This is a genomic window from Amycolatopsis coloradensis (genome assembly GCF_001953865.1).
GTDB classification, from domain to species: domain Bacteria; phylum Actinomycetota; class Actinomycetes; order Mycobacteriales; family Pseudonocardiaceae; genus Amycolatopsis; species Amycolatopsis coloradensis.
The window spans coordinates 105071-123737 of sequence record NZ_MQUQ01000002.1 but is presented as its reverse complement, the minus strand read 5'-3'; the positions used below and the strand labels follow the sequence as shown (position 1 = coordinate 123737).

Sequence of the window (18667 nt, the reverse complement as noted above, 5' to 3'; positions counted from 1 at the left end):
TGATCCAGGGCGGCCCGGGCGCGGCGAGAGTGGACATGGGAGACTGGTTGAGCTATGACTGCCCTCCCTCTCGTCTTCGACGCGCCCAAACGTGGCCTCCCGCCGCGCCACCTCGCCGACCTCACCGCCGCCGAGCGGGCCGAGGCCGTCGCCGAGCTGGGTGAGAAGCCGTTCCGCGCGAAGCAGCTGTCGAACCACTACTTCTCGCGGCTCACGGTGAACCCGGAGGAGATGACCGACATCCCGGCGGCGTCGCGGGAGAAGCTCGTCGGCAAGCTGATGCCGGCGCTGCTCACCGAGATCAAGGCGCTCGCCTGCGACGACGGCACCACCCGTAAGACCCTGTGGCGCGCGCACGACGGGACACTGCTGGAGAGCGTGCTGATGCGCTACCCGGACCGCGCGACCCTGTGCATCTCGAGCCAGGCGGGCTGCGGCATGGCGTGCCCGTTCTGCGCGACCGGGCAGGGTGGCCTCGACCGGAACCTTTCGACGGCGGAGATCGTCGACCAGGTCCGCTCGGCCGCCGCCGTGATGCGCGACGGCGGGATGACCGGCGGCCCAGGCCGTCTGTCGAACATCGTCTTCATGGGCATGGGCGAACCGCTGGCGAATTACAAGCGTGTGGTCGCCGCGGTCCGGCGTATCACCGATCCTTCGCCGGACGGCCTGGGGATCGGCCAGCGTTCGGTGACGGTGTCGACGGTGGGGCTCGCGCCGGCGATCCGGAAACTGGCGGACGAGAAGATGCAGGTGCGTCTCGCCGTTTCGCTGCACACGCCGGACGACGAGCTGCGGGACACGCTGGTACCGGTGAACGAGCGCTGGTCGGTGGACGAGGTGCTGTCGGCCGCCCGGTACTACGCGGACACTTCCGGGCGCCGGGTGTCCATCGAGTACGCGCTGATCCGCGATATCAACGACCAGCCTTGGCGGGCGGAGCTGCTGGCGAAGCGCTTGCGCCAGCACCTGGGACAGTTGGTGCACGTGAACGTGATCCCGTTGAACCCGACCCCGGGCTCGAAGTGGGACGCGTCGCCGAAGCCGGTGGAGCGCGAGTTCGTCCGGCTGGTGAACGCGGGCGGGGTCGCCTGCACGGTGCGGGACACGCGTGGCCAGGAGATCGCCGCGGCTTGCGGTCAGCTTGCCGCTGAGAACTGATTTTTCCTTTCGGTGATGGAGAATTTGTCGTGATGTATGCCCCCAGCCTGCTGGATCCGGCTGCGGAGGAGCTGAAGCTCGCGGACGTGATCGGCCATGGCGCCACAGGTGTCGCGCGCGAGGCCCGGACGCTGCTCGGTGAGCGGTTCAGCTCGGTGACGTTCATGTATGTGCTGATGCGCGCGTTCGAGGTGGAGTACAACGCGGCACGCGACGCTTCGCGGTGGCACGAGTTCCACGGCGGGCCGTATGCGCTGTCGGACGCCGATCTCGAGGCGTTGCTGGCCCCTTGGCTCGACCGCTGATCCAGTCAAGGCTCAGAGGTGCGGGACGGGCCGGTAGGTGAGTTCCCGGGTGTGGCCGGCGGCCATTTCGACGGCGTCGCCGCGCACGACGGTCGCGTCCGGCCAGTCGAGTGGCTCCCGCAGCGTGGACGACACCACCGTCGCCGGAAGGTTCTTCATCCGGGTGACCGAGGGATCAAGGCCTTCGGATTCCACGATGCCCGAAAGCATCTCCACGTTCGCCCGGAACGTGGTGGCACCGAAGACCATTCGCTGCTCCGCGTCATACGACGCGAGGCGGCGCTCGAGCAGCTCAGGGCCTTGTAGGTCGCGGTCATGACGTTCCTTCGGTGAGTTCGGCCAGGTGGCGCAGCGAGTCGATGAGGTGTTCGGGACCGAACGGCGGGAACTGGATGTACTCCCGGACGGACGGCGGCACGGCCGACCAGTCGTAGGACAGCGTGACCTCGGTTTCGGACGGGCCGAGCGGTGTCAGGTCGTAGCGCCAGATCCAGCCGCCGAACTCCAGCCGTCCGTCGGCTTTCTCCGTCCCCGTCAGCCAGCCGATGGCGCGAGGTGAGTCGAGCACCTCGACTTTGTTGGCCACCCGGTAGTCACCGTCGGGGTGTTTGGGGTGATACATGTTCATCCGGAAAATCTGCCCGACCTCGGTCAGCGGCGCGGGGTCGGCGGGTTCCTGGACCCAGCCGGTGCCGTCGATCGCGGAATGGGCCGACGGGTCCGCCAGGATCGTGAACACCCTGGTGGCGGACGCGGTGACGGTCAGGGTGGCGCTCTCGTTCTCCTCGGCCGTGCTGTGCGTGCTCCGTGTCATTTCGGCCTCCTCTCACCATGCCTACGAACGGGATCGGCGCTATCCGACATCGCCGCGAGAAAAAATCGGGAAGGATGAGGAGATGTATCGACTGCGTGCCGTCATCGTCACGGAGTCCGCACGCGGTGGACTGGTCGCTTCGCCCGGGAGCTGTCAAGTCGTTCCACTCGGCCAGGTTCGGGAGGCAGGGGAAAGCGTTCTCGGCCCGTTGCATCTGGCCGAGGACGAGCCCGACCCAGCCGCGGGCAGTCCGATCTCCCGGGCGCTCCGGCGACTCGGCGTGCTCAAAGGTGACCACTTCGGCGAATTCGCCGCCGTCGGTCTCGGCAGGCGCCGCGACACGGACGACTGGCTTGGTGAGGGGTAGCTCCGTCGCGCTGGGCTGGATGGAGCAGTCGCACGGCGGTCCCGGGCCTCGGCCATGAGACTCGGAAGATGCCGATGGAGGAAGTGAGCCGGATGTCCGGGAACAAGGCGAGACAGGTCCGCCACAGCACCGCCGTGCAGGTGCTCGGGCGGGTCGGGATGGGGTGCTACGGGCTGGTGTACCTGCTCATCGGGTACCTGGCGGTGCGTATCGCGATCGGCGGTGGCGGCCAGGAGGCCGACGGGCGTGGTGCGATCACCGAGGTCGGCTCGACGCCGTTGGGTGGCGTGCTGTTGTGGGTGCTGGCGGCCGGGCTGGTGGCGTACGGCCTGTGGCAGGCGCTGCTGGCCGCGGTCGGGTACACCTGGATCGACAAGCAGCGGCAGCGTGTCGCCAAGCGGGTGAAGTCCGGGGCGCGCTGCCTGGTGGGGATCTCGCTGGGGGTGTACGCGGCCAGGCTCGCCGCGGGGGCGGGTGAGCAGGGCAGCGGTGATCAGAAGCAGCAGGAGTTCACCGCGCGACTGCTCGAACTGCCCGCCGGCCCGTTCCTGGTGATCGTGGCGGCCGTCATCGTGCTCGGTGTCGCCGTGGCATCGGTGGTGAACGGGGTGCGCCGGAGCTTCGTGCGGGATCTCGACCTCTCGTCGTTGCCGTCGGGGACCCGGCGGTGGGTCGAGCGGCTCGGCCGGATCGGTTACGTGGCGCGGGGTGTCGTGTTCGGCGTGGTCGCGGTGCTCCTCGGAATCGCGGCGCTGGCACACGACGCGTCCCGCTCCGGCGGGCTCGACGCCGCCCTGCGCACCTTGGCCGCTCAGCCGTTCGGCACGGTGCTGCTCATCGTGGTGGCCGCCGGAGTCGCCGCGTTCGGCGCGTACTGCTTCGGGGCGGCGCGAGCACAGCGTGGCTGACGAGACAGTGCCGCACCGCGCGGGTTTCACGCCTGGCGGTCGTGACGGAGCCGGAACAGCGACAGCGGGTAGCCGCTGTCGGTGACGCTGCTGGTGATCCGACGGCCATCGGCGGCCGTGAAGGGTCACCCGCGTCGCGGACCAGCTCCGACAAGTCTCTTGCCAGTATCGTTACGGCGATCCGAGCCCGCCCCGGTCCGACGGAGAACCGGGGCGGGAAGCAACACCTAATCGACGGCGAGTTCGCCCAGCTCCGACCAGCCGTCCTGATCGACCTTCGCGTTGATGATCCGCGGGGTCTCGGCCAGGTACTGGGGCAGATCGCGCTGAGCCGCGCGGAAATGCTCCGAACCGACGTGGGCCGCGCCCGCGTCGTCGTCACGGAAGGCTTCGACGAGAACGTACTCGTTCGGGTCGTCGAGGCTGCGGGACCAGTCGTACCAGAGGCAACCGGGTTCGGCGCGGGTCGCCTCGGTGAAGTCGCGGGCGAGTTCCGGCCACCGGTCCGCGTGTTCGGGACGAACCCGGAACTTCGCCGTAATGAAGATCATGACCGTCCTGCTTTCTGATCGAGAGTAGGGGATTCGCCCCGACGTTACCGGCGTTCACAACGCGGACGCCGCGCGGTAGTCCCTCGGCGAGCTGCCCAGAAGCCGGGTGAACATGGTGGAGAACGCGGCAGGGCTTTCGTAGCCGAGCGAAGCGGCGATACCGGCGATGGGTCGACCGTCCGACAGCAGTGAAAGGGAATGCAGGACACAGGCCCGTTGCCGCCAGCGCGCGAAACTCAGCCCGGTTTCGGCGGTGAAGATCCGGTTCAGCGTCCGCTCGCTCACGTGCAGCCGGGACGCCCATGCGGTCACCGGCTCGTGGATGTCCGGAGCGTCCAAAAAGGACTCGCACAGGGCGCGCAGCCGTTCGTGTTTCGGCAGGGGGAGATCGAGCCGGACCGGGGCGGACCGGCGGATCTCGTGCAGGATCAGGCCGATGACCGCGGCGTCCCGCCCTCGCGGGGAGTACAGCTCCGGCACGCCGACGGCCTCGTTCAGCAGTTCACGGAGCAGTGCGGAGACCTCGACGACCTGACAGCGCCGCGGGAACCACGGCACCGCCTTCGGCTCGATGTACAGGCTCCTGGTGCTCACTGTCGTCGTGAAGACCTGATGCCCGGTCTCCGGCGGGACGAGCACCGCGCGCCGGGTCGGGATGGTCCAGGTGCCGTCCGCCGTTTCGACCCGCATCGACCCCGTCGCGCTGTAGAGGAACTGCGCCCGCCGGTGCCGGTGCGGGGGAATCCGGTGCCCCGGTGGGTAATCGGTGCGGATCGCCACCACCGCGCGGTCGAGGTGGTCGACCTCGTCGATGGGGATGTCACGCACGTCATCAAGGCTACGCTCACCAGTCCGATGCGCGAAAGAAAGTGGCGTCCTTTCGAATGCCCGCCGTGCCGGGACCACCTACCGTCGAAGAAGTGCTGATCGAGATCTCGGTGCTCCTCGGGTTCGGTTGCCTGAGCGGCGTCACCACTGTCCTTTTCGGATTCGGCGGTGGATTCGTCACCGTGCCCGTCGTCTACGCCTTCGCGCTCGCCGAGCCGGAGCACGCCCTTGGCGCGATGCACGTGGCGGTGGCCACCTCGACCGCGGTGATGGTGGTCAACGCCGGGAGCGCGACCCTCGCGCAACTGCGGACCGGCCGCCTTCGCCGCGACTATCTGTGGCCGCTCCTCGCCTTCATCGGTCTCGGAGCGGTGCTCGGCTCCTTCGCCGCGACCGTGGCCGACGAGAGTGTCCTGCGCTGGCTTTTCGTCGCCTATCTCGCGCTGACCATCGCCGACAGCGTCGTCCGGAAAGGGTTCGTGAGCAGGCGGGACGACGGCGGTCCCCGCGCGCTCGGCGGGATCACCACCACCGCGGGCGGGACCGGGATCGGCGCGGTGGCGAGCTTTCTCGGAGTCGGCGGCAGTGTGCTCACCGTCCCGCTCATGCGGCGCAAGGGCCTGCCGATGGCCGACGCGGCCGCGCTGGCGAATCCGCTGAGCCTGCCGGTGGCGGTGATCGGCACCGCCGTCTACGCCTTCGCGGCGACGGGCACGGCTTCCGGCGCCGCTCACCTCGGCTACATCGACCTGGTGGCCGCGGGCGCGCTGTTGTGCGGGTCGTTGCCGACCATCGCCGTGACGCGCCGGGTGGCCGGCCGGATCCCGGACCGTGCGCACGCGATCGCGTACCTCGCCTTGCTCGCCGCCGCGCTGCTCGCGATCGTCGTCCGTTGACCGACAGTGATCCGATGAGTTGACCGTCGGTGAGTGCTTCGAGGGTAGAGAAGAGAGCATGTCGGGGTAAAGATCCGATGAATCTCTATACCTTTGCCGGATCTTGCGCCAAGATCTTCCGCATGAAGCTGAGATCGACCACCAAACGCATGCTCGTTCTCGGGCTGCTGACGGTTCTCGGGACCACCGGGACGACGTCAGTGGCCACCGCCGGCCCCCTGCCGTCGCCAACGAACGTCAACGCGACAGGGCTGCCGCGCGGTGGCTGGGACCCGGTCGGCCCGAACAGCATCGGCGGGCTGCTGGCCGTGTCGCCTGCCGGGCTCGCGATGATGCAGCCCGGCCCGCCGGCGTTGTGGCTCTCCGGCGACCGCGGCGGCTCGTGGACCGCACGCCGGGGACTGCCGGTGAACACCGCCATCCAGGGATTCTTCGCCGATCCGGTGAATCCCGACCGGATGCTCGCGGTGGGCAACAAACCCGGGAACAAGGTCGGTGAGTGGCGTGGCCTGCTGCTGCGCACCACCGACCGCGGTGAGACCTGGGAGACCCTGCGCGAGTGGTATCCCGACGGTGCGTTCGGCATGGCGACGGACCCCACCGGCCGGGTCGTCGTGGTGCAGAACCTCGACTCGCTGAGCGTCAGCACCGACGGCGGGGACCACTGGAACGACGTGCCGAGGACCTGGCCGCGTGAGGGGATCGCCGCACCGGTCGGCGCGCTCAAACTCACTCTGGTCGGCGACGACGCCTACTTCACGACGGTCTACCCGGAGTACTCCCTGTGGGTGGTCCGCGGGGTCAGCGGCAAGGAACCGCGGGCCGAACTCGTCTACCGGACGAACGGCGAGATCTGGCAGGTCGCGTCGGACGGCAAGCGGTTCGCGGTCACGGTCGGCACCGAACTGCACGGCTCCACCGACGGCGGGAAGACCTGGACGGTGCTGCGCCGCGAACCCGGCGGACAGCCGCTGCGCGAACCGCGCTTCGTCGGCGGCCGCCTGTACGTCGCGACGTATAACGACATAGACGTCAGCGCGGACTTCGGCCGCACCTGGACCCGGAAACCGGTGCCCGCGCCGGGCGAGGGCGTCAGCGACATGATCGAACTCCCCGCGGCCGCGGGCAAACCCGCCACCACGCTGATCTCCTCGGTGTACCGAGGGGTGTACGCGGACGGCGGCAAGCACGGCTACCAGCAGATCGGCGTACCCGGCGAATCCATTCGCGACCTCGTGACCACCGGGAACCTGCTGCGCGAGAACCTCGTCGCGGCCGGCGTGCAGGAGATCTACAACACCCCGCTTCCGCGCGGCAAGGTCGCCTCGGCGGACAGGGTCTGGCAGTCGCACCCCACCGACAGGCTGCACGAGGACGCGCGGTTGTCCGTCTCGGCCGCCCGTCCGCACGTCGTCTGGCAGGTCACCCGGAACGGGTTCGCGCTCGACGTGCTCCGCAGCGGTGACGGCGGGCGCACCTGGCAGCTCATGGGGAAGGCGAAGGAAGGTACCCCCAGGACGATCTTGGCCCATCCGGCCGACCCGGACAGGCTCCTCGTCTCGGCCTTCGCGCCCAGCGGCCATGTGCTCTACCGCAGCGACAACGCCGGGAAGACCTGGGAAAAGCTCCCGGCCGACAACGGGTTCATCGCGTTCGCCGGTGACCCGTGGAACGCGAATCGGGTCTGGGGCGGGGATTCCCGCGGCCTGTCCCGGTCGGACGACGGCGGCAGGACCTGGACCCACGTCTCCGACGAGCCGGTCAGTTCGATCTCGGTGAGCCGCTGGGGCCGCGTCCTGGTGGGCGGTGCCGGTCTGCTGCTCAGCGAGGACGACGGCCGGACGTTCCGGCGGGTCCGCGACGGCGAGGGTCCCCACGAGATCAGCCGGATCCTGCCGCATCCGTTCGACTTCAGGGTGTGGTTCGCGAGCAGCGCGACCGGGGGCGGCGTGCTGCGCAGCACGGACTTCGGCCGCACCTGGTCGCCGGTGCCCGGCGCGTTGCCCGACGCCCGGGTGCTCTCGATGGCGATCAGCGCGGACGGCCGGTACCTGTTCGCAGGCACCGCGCAGTCCGGCGCGTACCGCTTGACGCTGTACTGAGTCCAAGGCGCTTCGTGGCCGGAGAAAGTTCCGGTCACGAAGCGTTTACTCCGTCCCTCGCCGGATGTAAGAGTCGAGGGCATGGCCATCGACGTCGCCGCTCTCCGGCGCCATTTCCCGTCCCTCTCCAGCGGAATCGCCTTCTTCGACGGACCCGCGGGCACTCAGACACCCCGGCCCGTCGCCGACGCCATCGCCGACACGCTGGCCGGTCCGCTGTCGAACCGGGGCACGGGCAGCCCGTCCGAACTCAACGCCGAGAACGCCGTCGCGGGTTTCCGCGCCGCCTACGCCGACTTCCTCGGCGTGCCTGCCGAAGGCGTCGTCCACGGCCGGAGCGCCACCCAGCTGACATACGACTTTTCCCGGCACCTGGCCAAAAACTGGCGTGAGGGCGACGAGATCGTCGTCAGCCGCCTCGATCACGACGCCAACGTCCGGCCCTGGGTCCAGGCCGCCGAACGTGCCGGGATGACCGTCCGCTGGATCGACATCGACCCCGAAACCACCGAACTCGACCTCGATTCCCTCGCCCTCACCGAGCGGACGAGGCTGGTCGCGGTCACGGCGGCCTCGAACGTCCTCGGCACCAAGCCGCCGATCCGCCGGATCGCCGATCTCGCCCACGACGCCGGGGCGCTGGTGTTCGTCGACGGTGTGCATTTCGCCGCCCATGACCTGGTGGACGTTCCCGCGCTGGGAGCGGATTTCTTCGTCTGCTCGCCGTACAAGTTCCTCGGCCCGCACTGCGGGGTGCTCGGCGCGTCGCCCGCCCTCCTCGAAACCGTCGAACCGGACAAGCTCCTGCCTTCGCCCGACGCCGTGCCCGAACGCTTCGAATTCGGCACCCTGCCCTACGAGATCCTCGCGGGCGCGACGGCCGCGGTGAACTTCCTCGCCACCCTCGACCCGGGAACGGGCGGATCGCGGCGGGACCGGCTGACGAACTCGCTGAATTCCTTGCACGACCACGAAAGCGCGCTGCGCGCCAGGCTGGAAGAAGGGCTGGGAGACGCTGTCACCGTCCACTGCAGGGCGGCCGACCGGACCCCGACCGTCCTGATGGGCCTCGGCGGACGTGAGCGCGAAGCCCAACGGCATCTCGCCGAACGGAGGATCGTCGCCCCGGCGGGGTCTTTCTACGCCCACGAAGTCTTCGCGGCCTTGAAGCTGGAGGACCCGGCGCTCCGGGTCGGGCTGGCGCCGTACACCAGCGCCGAGGACGTCGACAGGTTGCTCGACGGGCTGTCGGCGTTCGTCTGCTGAGGGGCCGCGTGTCGTCCACCCGATCACGTCCCTACGCCATCTTGGCCTGCCCGCCCTGACCCGAACAGGTCAGCCGACCTGCTTTTGGGCCCGGTCACAAGACTCGTTCGCCCGTTCTTGTGATCGGCCCCATGGACCTACGGTGACCGGACCGACACCCTGGGAAGGGAACGTCGCGGGCAACGGGGCCCGGACGGACCAGGACGGTGACCACCATGGGGAGACTTCGCGCACGGACACTGATCGCCGGGATGGTCGTGCTCGCGACCGTGGGCATCACGCCCACCGCGACGGCCACGGCCACGACCGGGATCGCGGACCAGTGGAGCAAACCGGGGCCCTTCGAGGTGACCGTCGAAGCCCTCGACGATACGCACACGGTGTACCGGCCCTCGCGGCTGGAGAAGCACCCGGTGATCCTGTGGGGCAACGGCACCGGCGCGAACCCGGGGATCTACGACGGCCTGTTGCGTCATCTGGCCTCACACGGTTTCGTGGTCGCGGCCACCGACACGCCGAACGCGGGTTCAGGCAAGGAGATTCTGGCCGGGGCCACGACCCTGATCGCCGAGAACTCGCGCCCCGGCAGTCGTTACCAAGGCAAGATCGACACCGCGCACATCGGTGCGACCGGCCATTCCCAGGGCGGTGGCGGGGCGATCGCGGCCGGTGCGGATCCTCGCGTCACCACCACGATCCCGATCGAGCCGGGGCCGCAGGGCTCCGCGACGGCGTTGAAGGGGCCTTCGTTCTTCCTCGGTGGCCAGTTCGACATCATCGTCGTTCCCGCGCTGCTGGTCATCCCGCGGTACCGCCTCGCGACCCAGGTACCCGCGATCTACGGCGAACTCGCCGGCGCGACCCATTTCACGCCCACCGGTGACGGAGGCGGGTTCCGCGGCGCGGTCACGGCGTGGTTCCGGTTCTGGTTGTCCGGTGACGAGCGAGCCCGTGCGGAGTTCTTCGGTCCGTCCTGCGGATTGTGCCGGGACGGGGCGTGGTCCGACGTCCAGCGGAACGCGAAGGCCTTGGCCGTCCCGGCGGCTTGATCGCCGGTTCTTGTCGGTGGGCCGGTCTAGGGTCTTCCCGACAGCCTGACCAGGAGGGACACCCCGTCATGACCACACTCGACAACCGGCCGAACACCGCGCTCTTGGTCGTCGACGTCCAGAACGGCGTCGTCGACGAGGGCCACGAGCGCGACGCGGTGGTCGCGAACATCGGCGCTCTCGTCGGCAGGGCACGGCGGGAAGACGTCCCGGTCGTGTGGGTGCAGCATTCCGACGAGGAACTCGTGCGAGGAAGCGAAGAATGGAACATCGTCGGTGAGCTGACCCGCGCCGACGCCGAGCCGGTCGTCCACAAGTCCTATGGCGACTCGTTCGAGGACACCGATCTGGAGAAGGTACTGGCGGAACGCGGCGTCGGACGGCTGGTGGTCGTCGGGGCGGAGACCGACGCCTGCATCCGCTCGACACTGCACGGTGCCCTGGTCCGCGGGTACGACGCGACGCTGGTCGGTGACGCGCATACGACCGTGGACAAATCGGCATGGGGCGCGCCGAAGCCGGAGCAGGTCATCGCGCATACGAATCTGTACTGGCGCTACCAGATCGCGCCGGGCCGGAAGGGAGGGACGGTCGAGACCACGGACGTCGATTTCAGCGGCTGAGCCGTCTCACGGCCGGCCGGACCAGCGCGCGATCAGCAGACCGGCGTCACCGGTGAACTCGTTGCCGCAGTGGGTTTTCGCCGCCTGAAGCACCCGCCGGGCGGTTTCGGGCGGTACGTGTCCGGCGTTGTCGGCCAGGCAGGTGGCGAACGCGAACCGTTCGCCGTCGGTGTCACGCGCGCCCGAGAGGCCCTCGGTGTGCAGGACCAGGAGATCTCCCGGCCGTAGCCAGGCGGTCGCGATCCGGCCGGGCGGTCCGGTGCCGAACGGCGGGCGCCGTCCACTGTCCAATGTGGTCTGTTCGGGCTCGTCGCCGAGCACGAACGGCGGTTCGCGCCCCGCGTCGAGGTAGCGGAGCCCGCCGCCGGTGAGGTCCATTTCGGCCAGTACGCCGCGGACGGGGGCACCGTCGCCGAACTGCGTCGACAGCGCTTTGTCGACAGCGGTTTCCTGGCCGCGCAGGTCCAGGCCCTGGCGGCGAGCGGACCGGTAGGCCGCGAGCGCCGCCGCGACCACCAGGCTCGCGGAGCGGGTGTCCCGGCCGGCGTCGAAGATCGCCAGCCACGCCTTCGTTTCGGAAAGGGAGTAGTCGAACGTGACACCACGAACGTCGTAGGTGGGCTCGATACCGCCGGCCACCACGACGGTGTGCGTCGCGGCGGTCAAGGGAGGCAGGTTCTGCCAGACCAGCTCCGCGGCGGGAGTGCGCCGTCGGTGCCGCCTCAGCGTGTCGAGGCCGTCGCCGTACCTCGACGCGGCGGCGAGGAGATGACCGGACAGCGACGCGAGCCACCGGCACTGGATGCGCAAGGCTGGGTCGTGGAGGTCGGCGTCCGCGCCCGCTTCGACCTCGAGTACGCCCATGCGCTCGTCGCCGTCCAGCAGCGTGGCCCACAGGCGTGGTCCGTCCGGTTCCTCGAACAGCAGGGTGCCGGCGTGCCGATACGCCTGGCCCGCGGTGCTGGCCTCGATGGCCAGCGGTACACGGCCGGGCGCCGTCCCGCCGGGAACAGGTACGAGCTGCCGCTGGTCATGGTCGACCAGGTAGACGGCGATCTCGAGGCCCAGTGCCTGGCCCGCCGAGGCGATGATCCCGGGTAGGCGTTCGGGTGCGGCCCGGTGAGCGCCGTCGAGCAGCCCCACCAGTGCGGCCAAGGGACCGCGAGGACGGGTGTCCTCACCGGTCTCACGGCTGTATGGCGCCCGGTGCGCGCCGTCGACCTCGTCAAGCCGCTCGTTGACCGCGTGGGCCACCATGTCCCGCTGGATCCTGGGCAGGGGAGCCAGCCCCTGGAGGAAGCCGTCCAGCTCGACTTCGCTGACATCGCCGCCCAGCGCGAAATATCTCAGCCACAGCTGCTCCAAGGTCAGGCCGGTGCGCGCGAAACACGCCGCTACGATGCGGCGCTGCTCCTCTGCCTGGAGCGAAGCCATGACGATCACCCCCGCGAACTCGCCTACCTTGGACCCGGATACCAATCGGAAGCCGGTGCGAAACATGAGTCGGCGCCCGAACCACGCCCGGTTGGGCGAGGAGCGGGTTACGCCAGGTGGCGGAACGGTTCGTCGACGGCGTGACCTGACCGACAGAACCGGGACAGGCCGAACGTGGGTCGCGGTAGGCGGGGTGATCGCATTCGGCTAAGGTCGGCTTCCGAAAGCGGTTCTGAGCGTTGAGAAGTTAGCGCCGATCCGCCGGTAACCGGGTTGGTTGCGGCGGTTGATGGTGCGCGCTCGGCGCCGGTTCTCGCCGGTGACTCCCGTGGTGCATCACGCCGATGTGCAGAAGTGGGAGAGGCGGGCTTTGGCCGATGAAATCGACTGGCAGCAGGACAAGAACCGATTCGTCGAGGATGTCGGCGACGGCGAACTGCCGGTGACCTCGGAAAACGGCGCCCGGCTGATCGCCGGGCCACTGGTTTCGCAGTTCGTGGCACTGACCAGGGCGCTGCTGGACTCCGGCTCGGTCGCGGCGGTACTCGAACGAGTGGTCTTCGCGACTCGTGACCTGGTGCCGGGCGCGGATTTGGTGAGTGTCACCCTTCTCGATCCGGACGGCGGGTTCCACACGCCGGTGCGGACCGACGAGATCGCCGGCGAACTGGATCAGTTGCAGTACCAGTACAGCGAGGGGGCCTGCGTCGAAGCCGCGCGGGCTTCGGGGCCGGCGGCGGCCTTCAGCGACAATCTCGCCGAAGACGCCCGCTGGCCGCGGTTCGGGCCCGCCGCGGCGGCGCTCGGCTTCCACTCGCTGGTCTCGACGGCCTTGCTGCCGGAAGCGTCGAGTTCGCAGCTTTCGGGCGCGCTGAACGTCTACTCGCGCAGTCCGCACGGCATCGCCAGGACCGACAGGGACGTGTTGTTGCTGCTGGCGACGCACGCGTCGCTGGCGCTGGCGACCACGCACGCGGTCACGCGCGGTCAACTCCAGGAGGAACAGCTCCAGCAGGCGCTCGACAGCAGGGACGCGATCGGGCAGGCCAAGGGCATCCTGATGGCGCGGCGCGGGATCGACGCGGCGGAGGCGTTCGAGGTCCTGCGGCACACGTCGCAGAATATGAACATCAAACTCCGGGAGCTGGCGGAGATGCTGTCCAAACGGCATACGGAACTGCATCTGCCCGACTGAGCGGGCGGCGCCACTACGATCGCGATCATGGGTTTCGGCGAACTGGAGTTGTCGCGGACGTACGAGTGGCGCGGCCGTTCGGTGGCGTGGGAACGCCTCGGCGAGGGCGCCCCGGTGGTGCTGTGCCACGGGACACCGTGGTCGGCGCAGCTGTGGGCGCCTTTCGCGCGGGCGCTCAGCGAGGAGTTCACCGTCCATGTCTGGGACATGCCGGGGTACGGCCGTTCGTCGAAGGAGCCAGGCCACGCCGTCGATCTCGGGACGCAGGGTGAGCTTTTCGCCGACCTGCTCGGGCATTGGGGGCTGACGGCCCCGCATGTGATCGCCCATGACTACGGCGGGGCTGTTGCCCTGCGCGCGAAGCTGCTGCACGGTGCCGAGTACGCCTCGCTCGCCTTGGTGGACGTCGTCGCGCTGCGGCCGTGGGGTTCGGAATTCTTCCGGCTCGTCGCGGAGAACGCCGAGGTCTTCCAGGCGCAACCCCCGACAGTGCACCAGGGTGCGCTCGAGTCCTACATCGGGACGGCCTCCCATCGTGGTCTCACCGGCGCCCAGCTGGCCACGCTGACCGGGCCTTGGCTGGACGAGGAGGGGCAACGCGCCTTCTACCGGCAGATCGCCGAGGCGGACGTCCGGTACACCGACGAGATCCAGGACCGCTATCCCGAACTCGCGTTGCCGGTGAAGGTGATCTGGGGCGCGGACGACACGTGGATCCCGGTGGACAGGGCGGAACAACTCGTGAACGCGATCCCCGGCGCCCTCCTGGACGTCATCCCGGAGGCCGGGCACCTGATCCAGTACGACACGCCGGTCGAACTGGCCTTTTCCCTGCATCGCTGGCTTACCGCGGAAGTGGACCGGTGGGGATCCGGGTCAAGATCACCATCGTGTTCTTGAAACAGTGGAAATCGTCTACGTGATACCCGGCGACATAGGCGCTCGAAAGCAGTCCGCCGCGACCTTCCGCCGTCGACGGTCCGAACCGAGCTGGACCCGATGTCCGACGGTGTACCACTAGGAGGATCCCGACGCGCGGTGGGCGACCACTCGACAGGTTTCCGATGGCCTCGGCAGGGAGAAACAGGTCAGGGAAATTCTTTCGCCGAGCGGAGGCCGGTGAACCGGCCAGGTTTCCGGCCACCGAGGGCGGCCAAGATCAAAGCGCTGCTCCGGAAGAGCGTCCCCCGCCACCTTCTGAGTTCGCCCTTTTGGTCTAGCGGCGCCTGTATTGCGCCGGTGACGTGATCGTCGACCGGTCCTCATAGGACCCCGGCCTGCCGCGGTCGACGTGGAACGTCGTCAGGGTGCTGACCGGCGAACGCGGGTCGCGCCGGTCCCCGATCACCCGCATGTGCGTGCTCCAGCGGCGCGGGGTGACCTCGTAGACGTCGTAGCCGTACCGGTTGCCCTCGAAGTACTGGAGGTGCGGGTTCGCCGCGCCCATCTTCGGCCCGTTCGTGGCGTTCCATTCGGGGGAGTAGGCGCCGGAGGAGACCGAGTGCGCGGTGAACTCCGTCCCGATCACCGGGGTCGCCGGGTCCGCGAAGTCCGGGCGGATGTCGTCGACGAACGCGGAATGCCAGTCGCCGGTGATCACCACGAAGTCTTCGAGGCCGCTGTTCGCCACGTGGGTCAGCACCTCCTTGCGTTCGGCGAGGAAGCCGTCCCACTGGTCGGTGAACATGTAGCCGCCGCCACCCGGCTTCGCCAGTTGGCTCAGCATGATCGAGTTGACCCAGCAGTGCCACGCCTCGCCCGCGCCGGTCACCTGGTCCTTGAGCCAGGCCTTCTGGTCCGCGCCGAGGATCGTGCCGTCGGGCAGGTTCTGTGCCGACCGGTACTGGCGGAGGTCCAAAATGGACAGATCAAGCAGGTCGCCCCAGCCGCGCCGCCGGTGGATCCTCGGCGTCTCGGGGTGGTCCGGCCGCACGGGCATGTGCTCGTACCAGGCCTGATACGCCGCCGACCGCCGTGCCCGCAGCGATGGCGTGGTGCCGCTGTAGTCGTTGACGACCTCGTGGTCGTCCCAGGTGATGAACCAGGGGTGGGCCGCGTGCGCGTCCCGCAGCGACGGGTCGGACTTGTAGAGCGCGTGCCGACGCCGGTACGCGGGCAGGGTCAGCACCTCGGGGCCTTCGTGGTCGCGCAGCGGGTTGCCGCCGACCTGGCCGTGCTCGTAGACGTAGTCACCGAGGTGGACGACGAAATCGAGGTCCTCCCGCGCGATCCCGGCGTGCGCCGCGTAGAACCCGTCGTGGAACGCCTGGCAGTTCGCCGAGGCGAACCGCACTCGCCGGACCGGCCCGACCGGGGCGGTGCGGGTGCGCCCGGTCCGGCTGACCTTGCCGAGGGCGTGGAAGCGGTAGAAGTACTGCTCGCCGGGCTCGAGCCCGGCCACCGGAACGTGCAAGCTGTGCCCGAGCCCGGCGGTGGCCGCCACCGTGCCGCGCGCCACGCGGCGGCGGAACCCACGATCGGCGGCGACCTCCCAGCCGACCTCGACGGTGTCCGGCAGCGGCTGCTCGAACTCCATCGGCTTCGGCGCGAGCCTGGTCCAGAGCACGACGCCGTGCGGGACCGGGTCGCCGGACGCGATGCCGAGGGTGAACGGCGCCTCGTCCCAGCTCGCCCCCAGCGCCGCCGCGGCCTCTTCCGCCTGGGCGACGGTCATCCGCGAACTCAACGGCCAGGCCAGCCCCAGCGCACCGGCGGTGGCGGCGCCTCGTAACAGGTCCCGGCGGTTGACGGACATCGGTGGTCTCCCTGGCTGTTGTGGTGGGTCGCTCCACGACACCGAACACGCCCAAGATGGCCGGAGGTGAACGCGCGGGAAAACTCTTGCCGGAGGAGTTCACACGGTGATGACGACCTTGCCGCGCACATGACCCTCGCCCGCGTAACGGATGGCTTCGGGGACCTCGGCCAGCGAGTAGGTCCGGTCGATGACCGGTGCCAGTTTCCCTTCCTCGATGAGCGCGCGCAGGGTCTCGAGATCTTCGCGGTTCTCCGTCGAGAACAGGCCGCGCAGCTTGTGCTTGACGAACGGCCCGAGGAGCAGTGCCCGCAGGTTGCGGCCAACCGGGCCGATCCACTTCCCGTCGCCTTCGCCGCCGACGATCACGAGAGTTCCTAGCGGGGTGAGGCATTTCCGTAGCGAGGTCAACGACCGGGTGCCCGCGGTGTCGAGGATGACGTCGTAGCCGCCGGTGAAATCCTCGCGGGTGTAGTCGAAGACGGTGTCCGCGCCGAGCGAGCGGACCAGGTCCACCTTGCCCGTACTGCACACGCCGTCGACCTCCGCGCCGAACGCCTTGGCGATCTGCACCGCGTAGCCGCCGACGCCGCCGCCCGCCCCGATGACGAGGACCTTCTGCCGGGGCGTGATCCCGCCTTTGTCCCGAAGTGCCTGGAGCGCCGTGAAAGCCGAGATCGGGACCGCGGCCGCTTCGTGGAAGCCGAGCCGCCCGGGCTTCCGCGCGAGTTTGTCCACTGTGGTCAGTGCGTACTCGGCGAAGGAACCCTGGCAGGTACCGAAAACCTCGTCACCGGGCCGGAATTCCGTCACGTTCTCGCCGACCGCGTGCACGATCCCGGCGAAGTCCAGCCCGCGCACGCGGGCCTTAGGTCTGCGGACTCCGAACCCCATCAGCCGCACGAGGTACGGCGTCCCCTCCATGAGATGCCGGACGCCGGGATCGACGCCCGCCGCGCGCACCTGGACGACCACGCCGTCCGGCCCCGCTTCGGGTTCCGGCAGGTCCGTCAGCCGGAGAACATCGGTCGTGCCGTATTCGTTCTGGACGATCGCCTTCACGGCGGCCTCTTTCCTAGTCCGGATACTGGAAAACGTCGTCGAGCCCGACGCCGAACACCCTGGCGATCTGGAAGGCCATCTCCAGGGACGGCGAGTAGCGGCCCTGTTCGATGGCGATGACCGTCTGGCGCGTGACGCCGATCCGGTCCGCGAGTTGCGCCTGCGTCATCTCGCCGGCGGCGAAGCGCAGGGCGCGGATCGAGTTCGTGACCTTGGTCGGTTTCACCATGTCCGGAATCCCCAGCGGTACGCGGCGATCTTCGCGATCGAACCGAGCAGGGACGAGAGGACGAAGGCGAGGTACACCGTGTTGGCGATCCAGAAGTGGTCCAGTTCGGCCATCGCCATGACCAGCGCCGCGACGCCGCCGATCACGACGAACGACTGCCCGACATGCTCGCCGAACCGGCCGATCTCGCGGTCGCGCTGGTCCTTGCGGCCCGCGTCCGCCGGTGAGATCAGCGCCGCGGCGACGTGCAGCACGATCGAGGCCACGATGGCCGCCCCGACCGTCCACAGCAACGGTGCCACGTAAGGGACTTCGGCCAGCGCGCCGGAACTCGCCCGGCCGAGGACGACGAGCAGGTAGACCGCGTAGGCGCAAACCGTGACCACGAGCATGATCCACGCGCGTTTCTCTTCCAGTGCCACGCTGTCCAACGTAAAGACTTCTAGACATGGTGTCAAATATTCTTTACCTACGTGGTGAGTGTGAGGACGCCGGTCAAGGTCAGGTCGGTCGAGCCGGGAGGATCTGGGACGTTGAACGTCCTGAATCCTCCCCGCTCGACGCCCGCTGCGCACCGGACCTGGCGGCGAGGCCCGTCAAAGAAAGCACCGGAGATCCCGCGATCAGTGCCGGGCAAGGGTATGGCTCGCGGTGTCGCCCGGTCGGGTGCTAACACTCGGCCGCCCGGCCGCGACTCTTCTCGGTCCCGCCGTCTCAGAATGGAGTGCCCGGATGAGTGGAACCGCCGGCCGGATCGTCCTGTCGCTGGCGGTCGGCGCGCTCGCCCTCGCCGGGTGCGGCACCCCGAACCCGCGACCTGGGGCACCGGCGACCGCCACCGAGACTTCCGTGAGCGTGCGGCCATCCGCCGAGCCGAGTACGTCGGCGGCTGCCCGGCTTATCACCGTCCCGGATGTCTCCGGGATGAACCATCAGGCCGCGCAGGACGCGATGCAGGCGGCCGGGTTGTACAACCTGCGCGAGGTCGACGGGACGGGCAAGGGCCGGATGCTCGTCATGGACCGGAACTGGGTTCAGACCGGGCAGGATCCCGCGCCGGGGACGAAAGTGGCCGCGGACGCGGTGATCACGCTGACCGCCGTCAAGATCGGCGAGAAGTGA

At 69.1% G+C, this 18667-nt stretch carries 21 protein-coding genes; 12 read left to right on the top strand and 9 right to left on the bottom strand.

The features are described 5' to 3' along the window. Nucleotides 1-54: 54 nt before the first annotated feature. Nucleotides 55-1161 carry a dual-specificity RNA methyltransferase RlmN gene (gene rlmN / locus BS329_RS02440; protein WP_076155293.1) on the top strand — a complete coding sequence of 369 codons (1107 nt, stop codon included), beginning with the start codon at nucleotides 55-57 and terminating at the stop codon, nucleotides 1159-1161. A gap of 32 nt (nucleotides 1162-1193) precedes the next feature. Beyond that, nucleotides 1194-1466 (top strand): hypothetical protein, encoded by a 273-nt coding sequence (locus BS329_RS02435; RefSeq protein ID WP_076155292.1) that lies wholly within the window; start codon nucleotides 1194-1196, stop codon nucleotides 1464-1466. 12 nt (nucleotides 1467-1478) lie between these two features. On the opposite strand, the gene BS329_RS02430 is transcribed toward BS329_RS02435, so the two are convergent. Further along, nucleotides 1479-1715 (bottom strand): dihydrofolate reductase family protein, encoded by a 237-nt coding sequence (locus tag BS329_RS02430; RefSeq protein ID WP_341866310.1) that lies wholly within the window; start codon nucleotides 1713-1715, stop codon nucleotides 1479-1481. Between the two features lie 64 nt (nucleotides 1716-1779). Continuing rightward, a complete protein-coding gene (locus tag BS329_RS02425) occupies nucleotides 1780-2280 on the bottom strand; it encodes an SRPBCC family protein (RefSeq protein ID WP_076155291.1) in 501 nt (166 codons plus the stop codon). Between the two features lie 82 nt (nucleotides 2281-2362). Between BS329_RS02425 and BS329_RS02420 the strand changes: the two genes are divergently transcribed. Beyond that, nucleotides 2363-2647 carry a hypothetical protein gene (locus BS329_RS02420; RefSeq protein WP_076155289.1) on the top strand — a complete coding sequence of 95 codons (285 nt, stop codon included), beginning with the start codon at nucleotides 2363-2365 and terminating at the stop codon, nucleotides 2645-2647. Nucleotides 2648-2739: 92 nt separating this feature from the next. After that, a complete protein-coding gene (locus tag BS329_RS02415) occupies nucleotides 2740-3555 on the top strand; it encodes a DUF1206 domain-containing protein (RefSeq protein WP_076155635.1) in 816 nt (271 codons plus the stop codon). Nucleotides 3556-3782: 227 nt separating this feature from the next. Here the strand turns inward: BS329_RS02415 and BS329_RS02410 are convergent, their stop codons facing one another. After that, nucleotides 3783-4106, bottom strand: a complete 324-nt coding sequence (locus BS329_RS02410) for a putative quinol monooxygenase (protein WP_076155288.1) — start codon at nucleotides 4104-4106, stop codon at nucleotides 3783-3785. Nucleotides 4107-4160: 54 nt separating this feature from the next. Continuing rightward, nucleotides 4161-4934, bottom strand: a complete 774-nt coding sequence (locus BS329_RS02405; protein WP_076155287.1) for an AraC family transcriptional regulator — start codon at nucleotides 4932-4934, stop codon at nucleotides 4161-4163. 92 nt (nucleotides 4935-5026) lie between these two features. On the opposite strand from BS329_RS02405, the gene BS329_RS02400 reads away from it, so the two are divergent. The 5 genes from BS329_RS02400 to BS329_RS02380 all read left to right on the top strand — a co-directional run bounded on the left by BS329_RS02400 (nucleotide 5027) and on the right by BS329_RS02380 (nucleotide 10870). Then, the gene (locus tag BS329_RS02400; RefSeq protein ID WP_076155633.1) at nucleotides 5027-5830 is read left to right on the top strand and encodes a sulfite exporter TauE/SafE family protein; all 804 of its coding nucleotides are present in this window, start codon (nucleotides 5027-5029) and stop codon (nucleotides 5828-5830) included. Between the two features lie 122 nt (nucleotides 5831-5952). Continuing rightward, nucleotides 5953-7932 (top strand): beta propeller repeat protein, encoded by a 1980-nt coding sequence (locus BS329_RS02395; protein WP_076155632.1) that lies wholly within the window; start codon nucleotides 5953-5955, stop codon nucleotides 7930-7932. An 81-nt stretch (nucleotides 7933-8013) separates the two neighbouring features. Further along, a complete protein-coding gene (locus BS329_RS02390) occupies nucleotides 8014-9198 on the top strand; it encodes a cysteine desulfurase-like protein (RefSeq protein WP_076155286.1) in 1185 nt (394 codons plus the stop codon). 215 nt (nucleotides 9199-9413) lie between these two features. Continuing rightward, entirely contained in the window at nucleotides 9414-10247 is an 834-nt protein-coding gene (locus tag BS329_RS02385) for a poly(ethylene terephthalate) hydrolase family protein (protein WP_076155284.1), read from the top strand. Nucleotides 10248-10315: 68 nt separating this feature from the next. After that, the gene (locus tag BS329_RS02380; RefSeq protein ID WP_076155283.1) at nucleotides 10316-10870 is read left to right on the top strand and encodes an isochorismatase family protein; all 555 of its coding nucleotides are present in this window, start codon (nucleotides 10316-10318) and stop codon (nucleotides 10868-10870) included. A 6-nt stretch (nucleotides 10871-10876) separates the two neighbouring features. Here the strand turns inward: BS329_RS02380 and BS329_RS02375 are convergent, their stop codons facing one another. Next, entirely contained in the window at nucleotides 10877-12304 is a 1428-nt protein-coding gene (locus tag BS329_RS02375) for a PP2C family protein-serine/threonine phosphatase (RefSeq protein WP_076155630.1), read from the bottom strand. A gap of 370 nt (nucleotides 12305-12674) precedes the next feature. Here BS329_RS02375 and BS329_RS02370 point away from each other — a divergent pair, with 370 nt between their 5' ends. Both BS329_RS02370 and BS329_RS02365 read left to right on the top strand, forming a co-directional pair. Next, nucleotides 12675-13499 carry a GAF and ANTAR domain-containing protein gene (locus tag BS329_RS02370; RefSeq protein WP_076155629.1) on the top strand — a complete coding sequence of 275 codons (825 nt, stop codon included), beginning with the start codon at nucleotides 12675-12677 and terminating at the stop codon, nucleotides 13497-13499. 27 nt (nucleotides 13500-13526) lie between these two features. Further along, nucleotides 13527-14399 carry an alpha/beta fold hydrolase gene (locus tag BS329_RS02365; protein WP_076155282.1) on the top strand — a complete coding sequence of 291 codons (873 nt, stop codon included), beginning with the start codon at nucleotides 13527-13529 and terminating at the stop codon, nucleotides 14397-14399. Nucleotides 14400-14715: 316 nt separating this feature from the next. Here BS329_RS02365 and BS329_RS02355 read toward each other — a convergent pair whose 3' ends face one another. The 4 genes from BS329_RS02355 to BS329_RS02340 all read right to left on the bottom strand — a co-directional run bounded on the left by BS329_RS02355 (nucleotide 14716) and on the right by BS329_RS02340 (nucleotide 17967). Further along, on the bottom strand, nucleotides 14716-16254 hold the full coding sequence (locus BS329_RS02355) for an alkaline phosphatase D family protein (RefSeq protein WP_076155280.1): 1539 nt from the start codon (nucleotides 16252-16254) through the stop codon (nucleotides 14716-14718). A gap of 99 nt (nucleotides 16255-16353) precedes the next feature. Continuing rightward, nucleotides 16354-17316, bottom strand: a complete 963-nt coding sequence (locus BS329_RS02350; RefSeq protein ID WP_076155279.1) for an NAD(P)-dependent alcohol dehydrogenase — start codon at nucleotides 17314-17316, stop codon at nucleotides 16354-16356. Between the two features lie 13 nt (nucleotides 17317-17329). Further along, nucleotides 17330-17545 (bottom strand): helix-turn-helix transcriptional regulator, encoded by a 216-nt coding sequence (locus BS329_RS02345; protein ID WP_076155278.1) that lies wholly within the window; start codon nucleotides 17543-17545, stop codon nucleotides 17330-17332. Continuing rightward, nucleotides 17539-17967, bottom strand: coding sequence for a hypothetical protein (locus BS329_RS02340; protein ID WP_143252814.1), 429 nt, complete (start codon nucleotides 17965-17967; stop codon nucleotides 17539-17541). Before BS329_RS02340 ends, BS329_RS02345 begins: the two co-directional genes overlap by 7 nt. A 310-nt stretch (nucleotides 17968-18277) precedes the next feature. On the opposite strand from BS329_RS02340, the gene BS329_RS02335 reads away from it, so the two are divergent. Next, nucleotides 18278-18667 carry a PASTA domain-containing protein gene (locus tag BS329_RS02335; protein WP_244197001.1) on the top strand — a complete coding sequence of 130 codons (390 nt, stop codon included), beginning with the start codon at nucleotides 18278-18280 and terminating at the stop codon, nucleotides 18665-18667.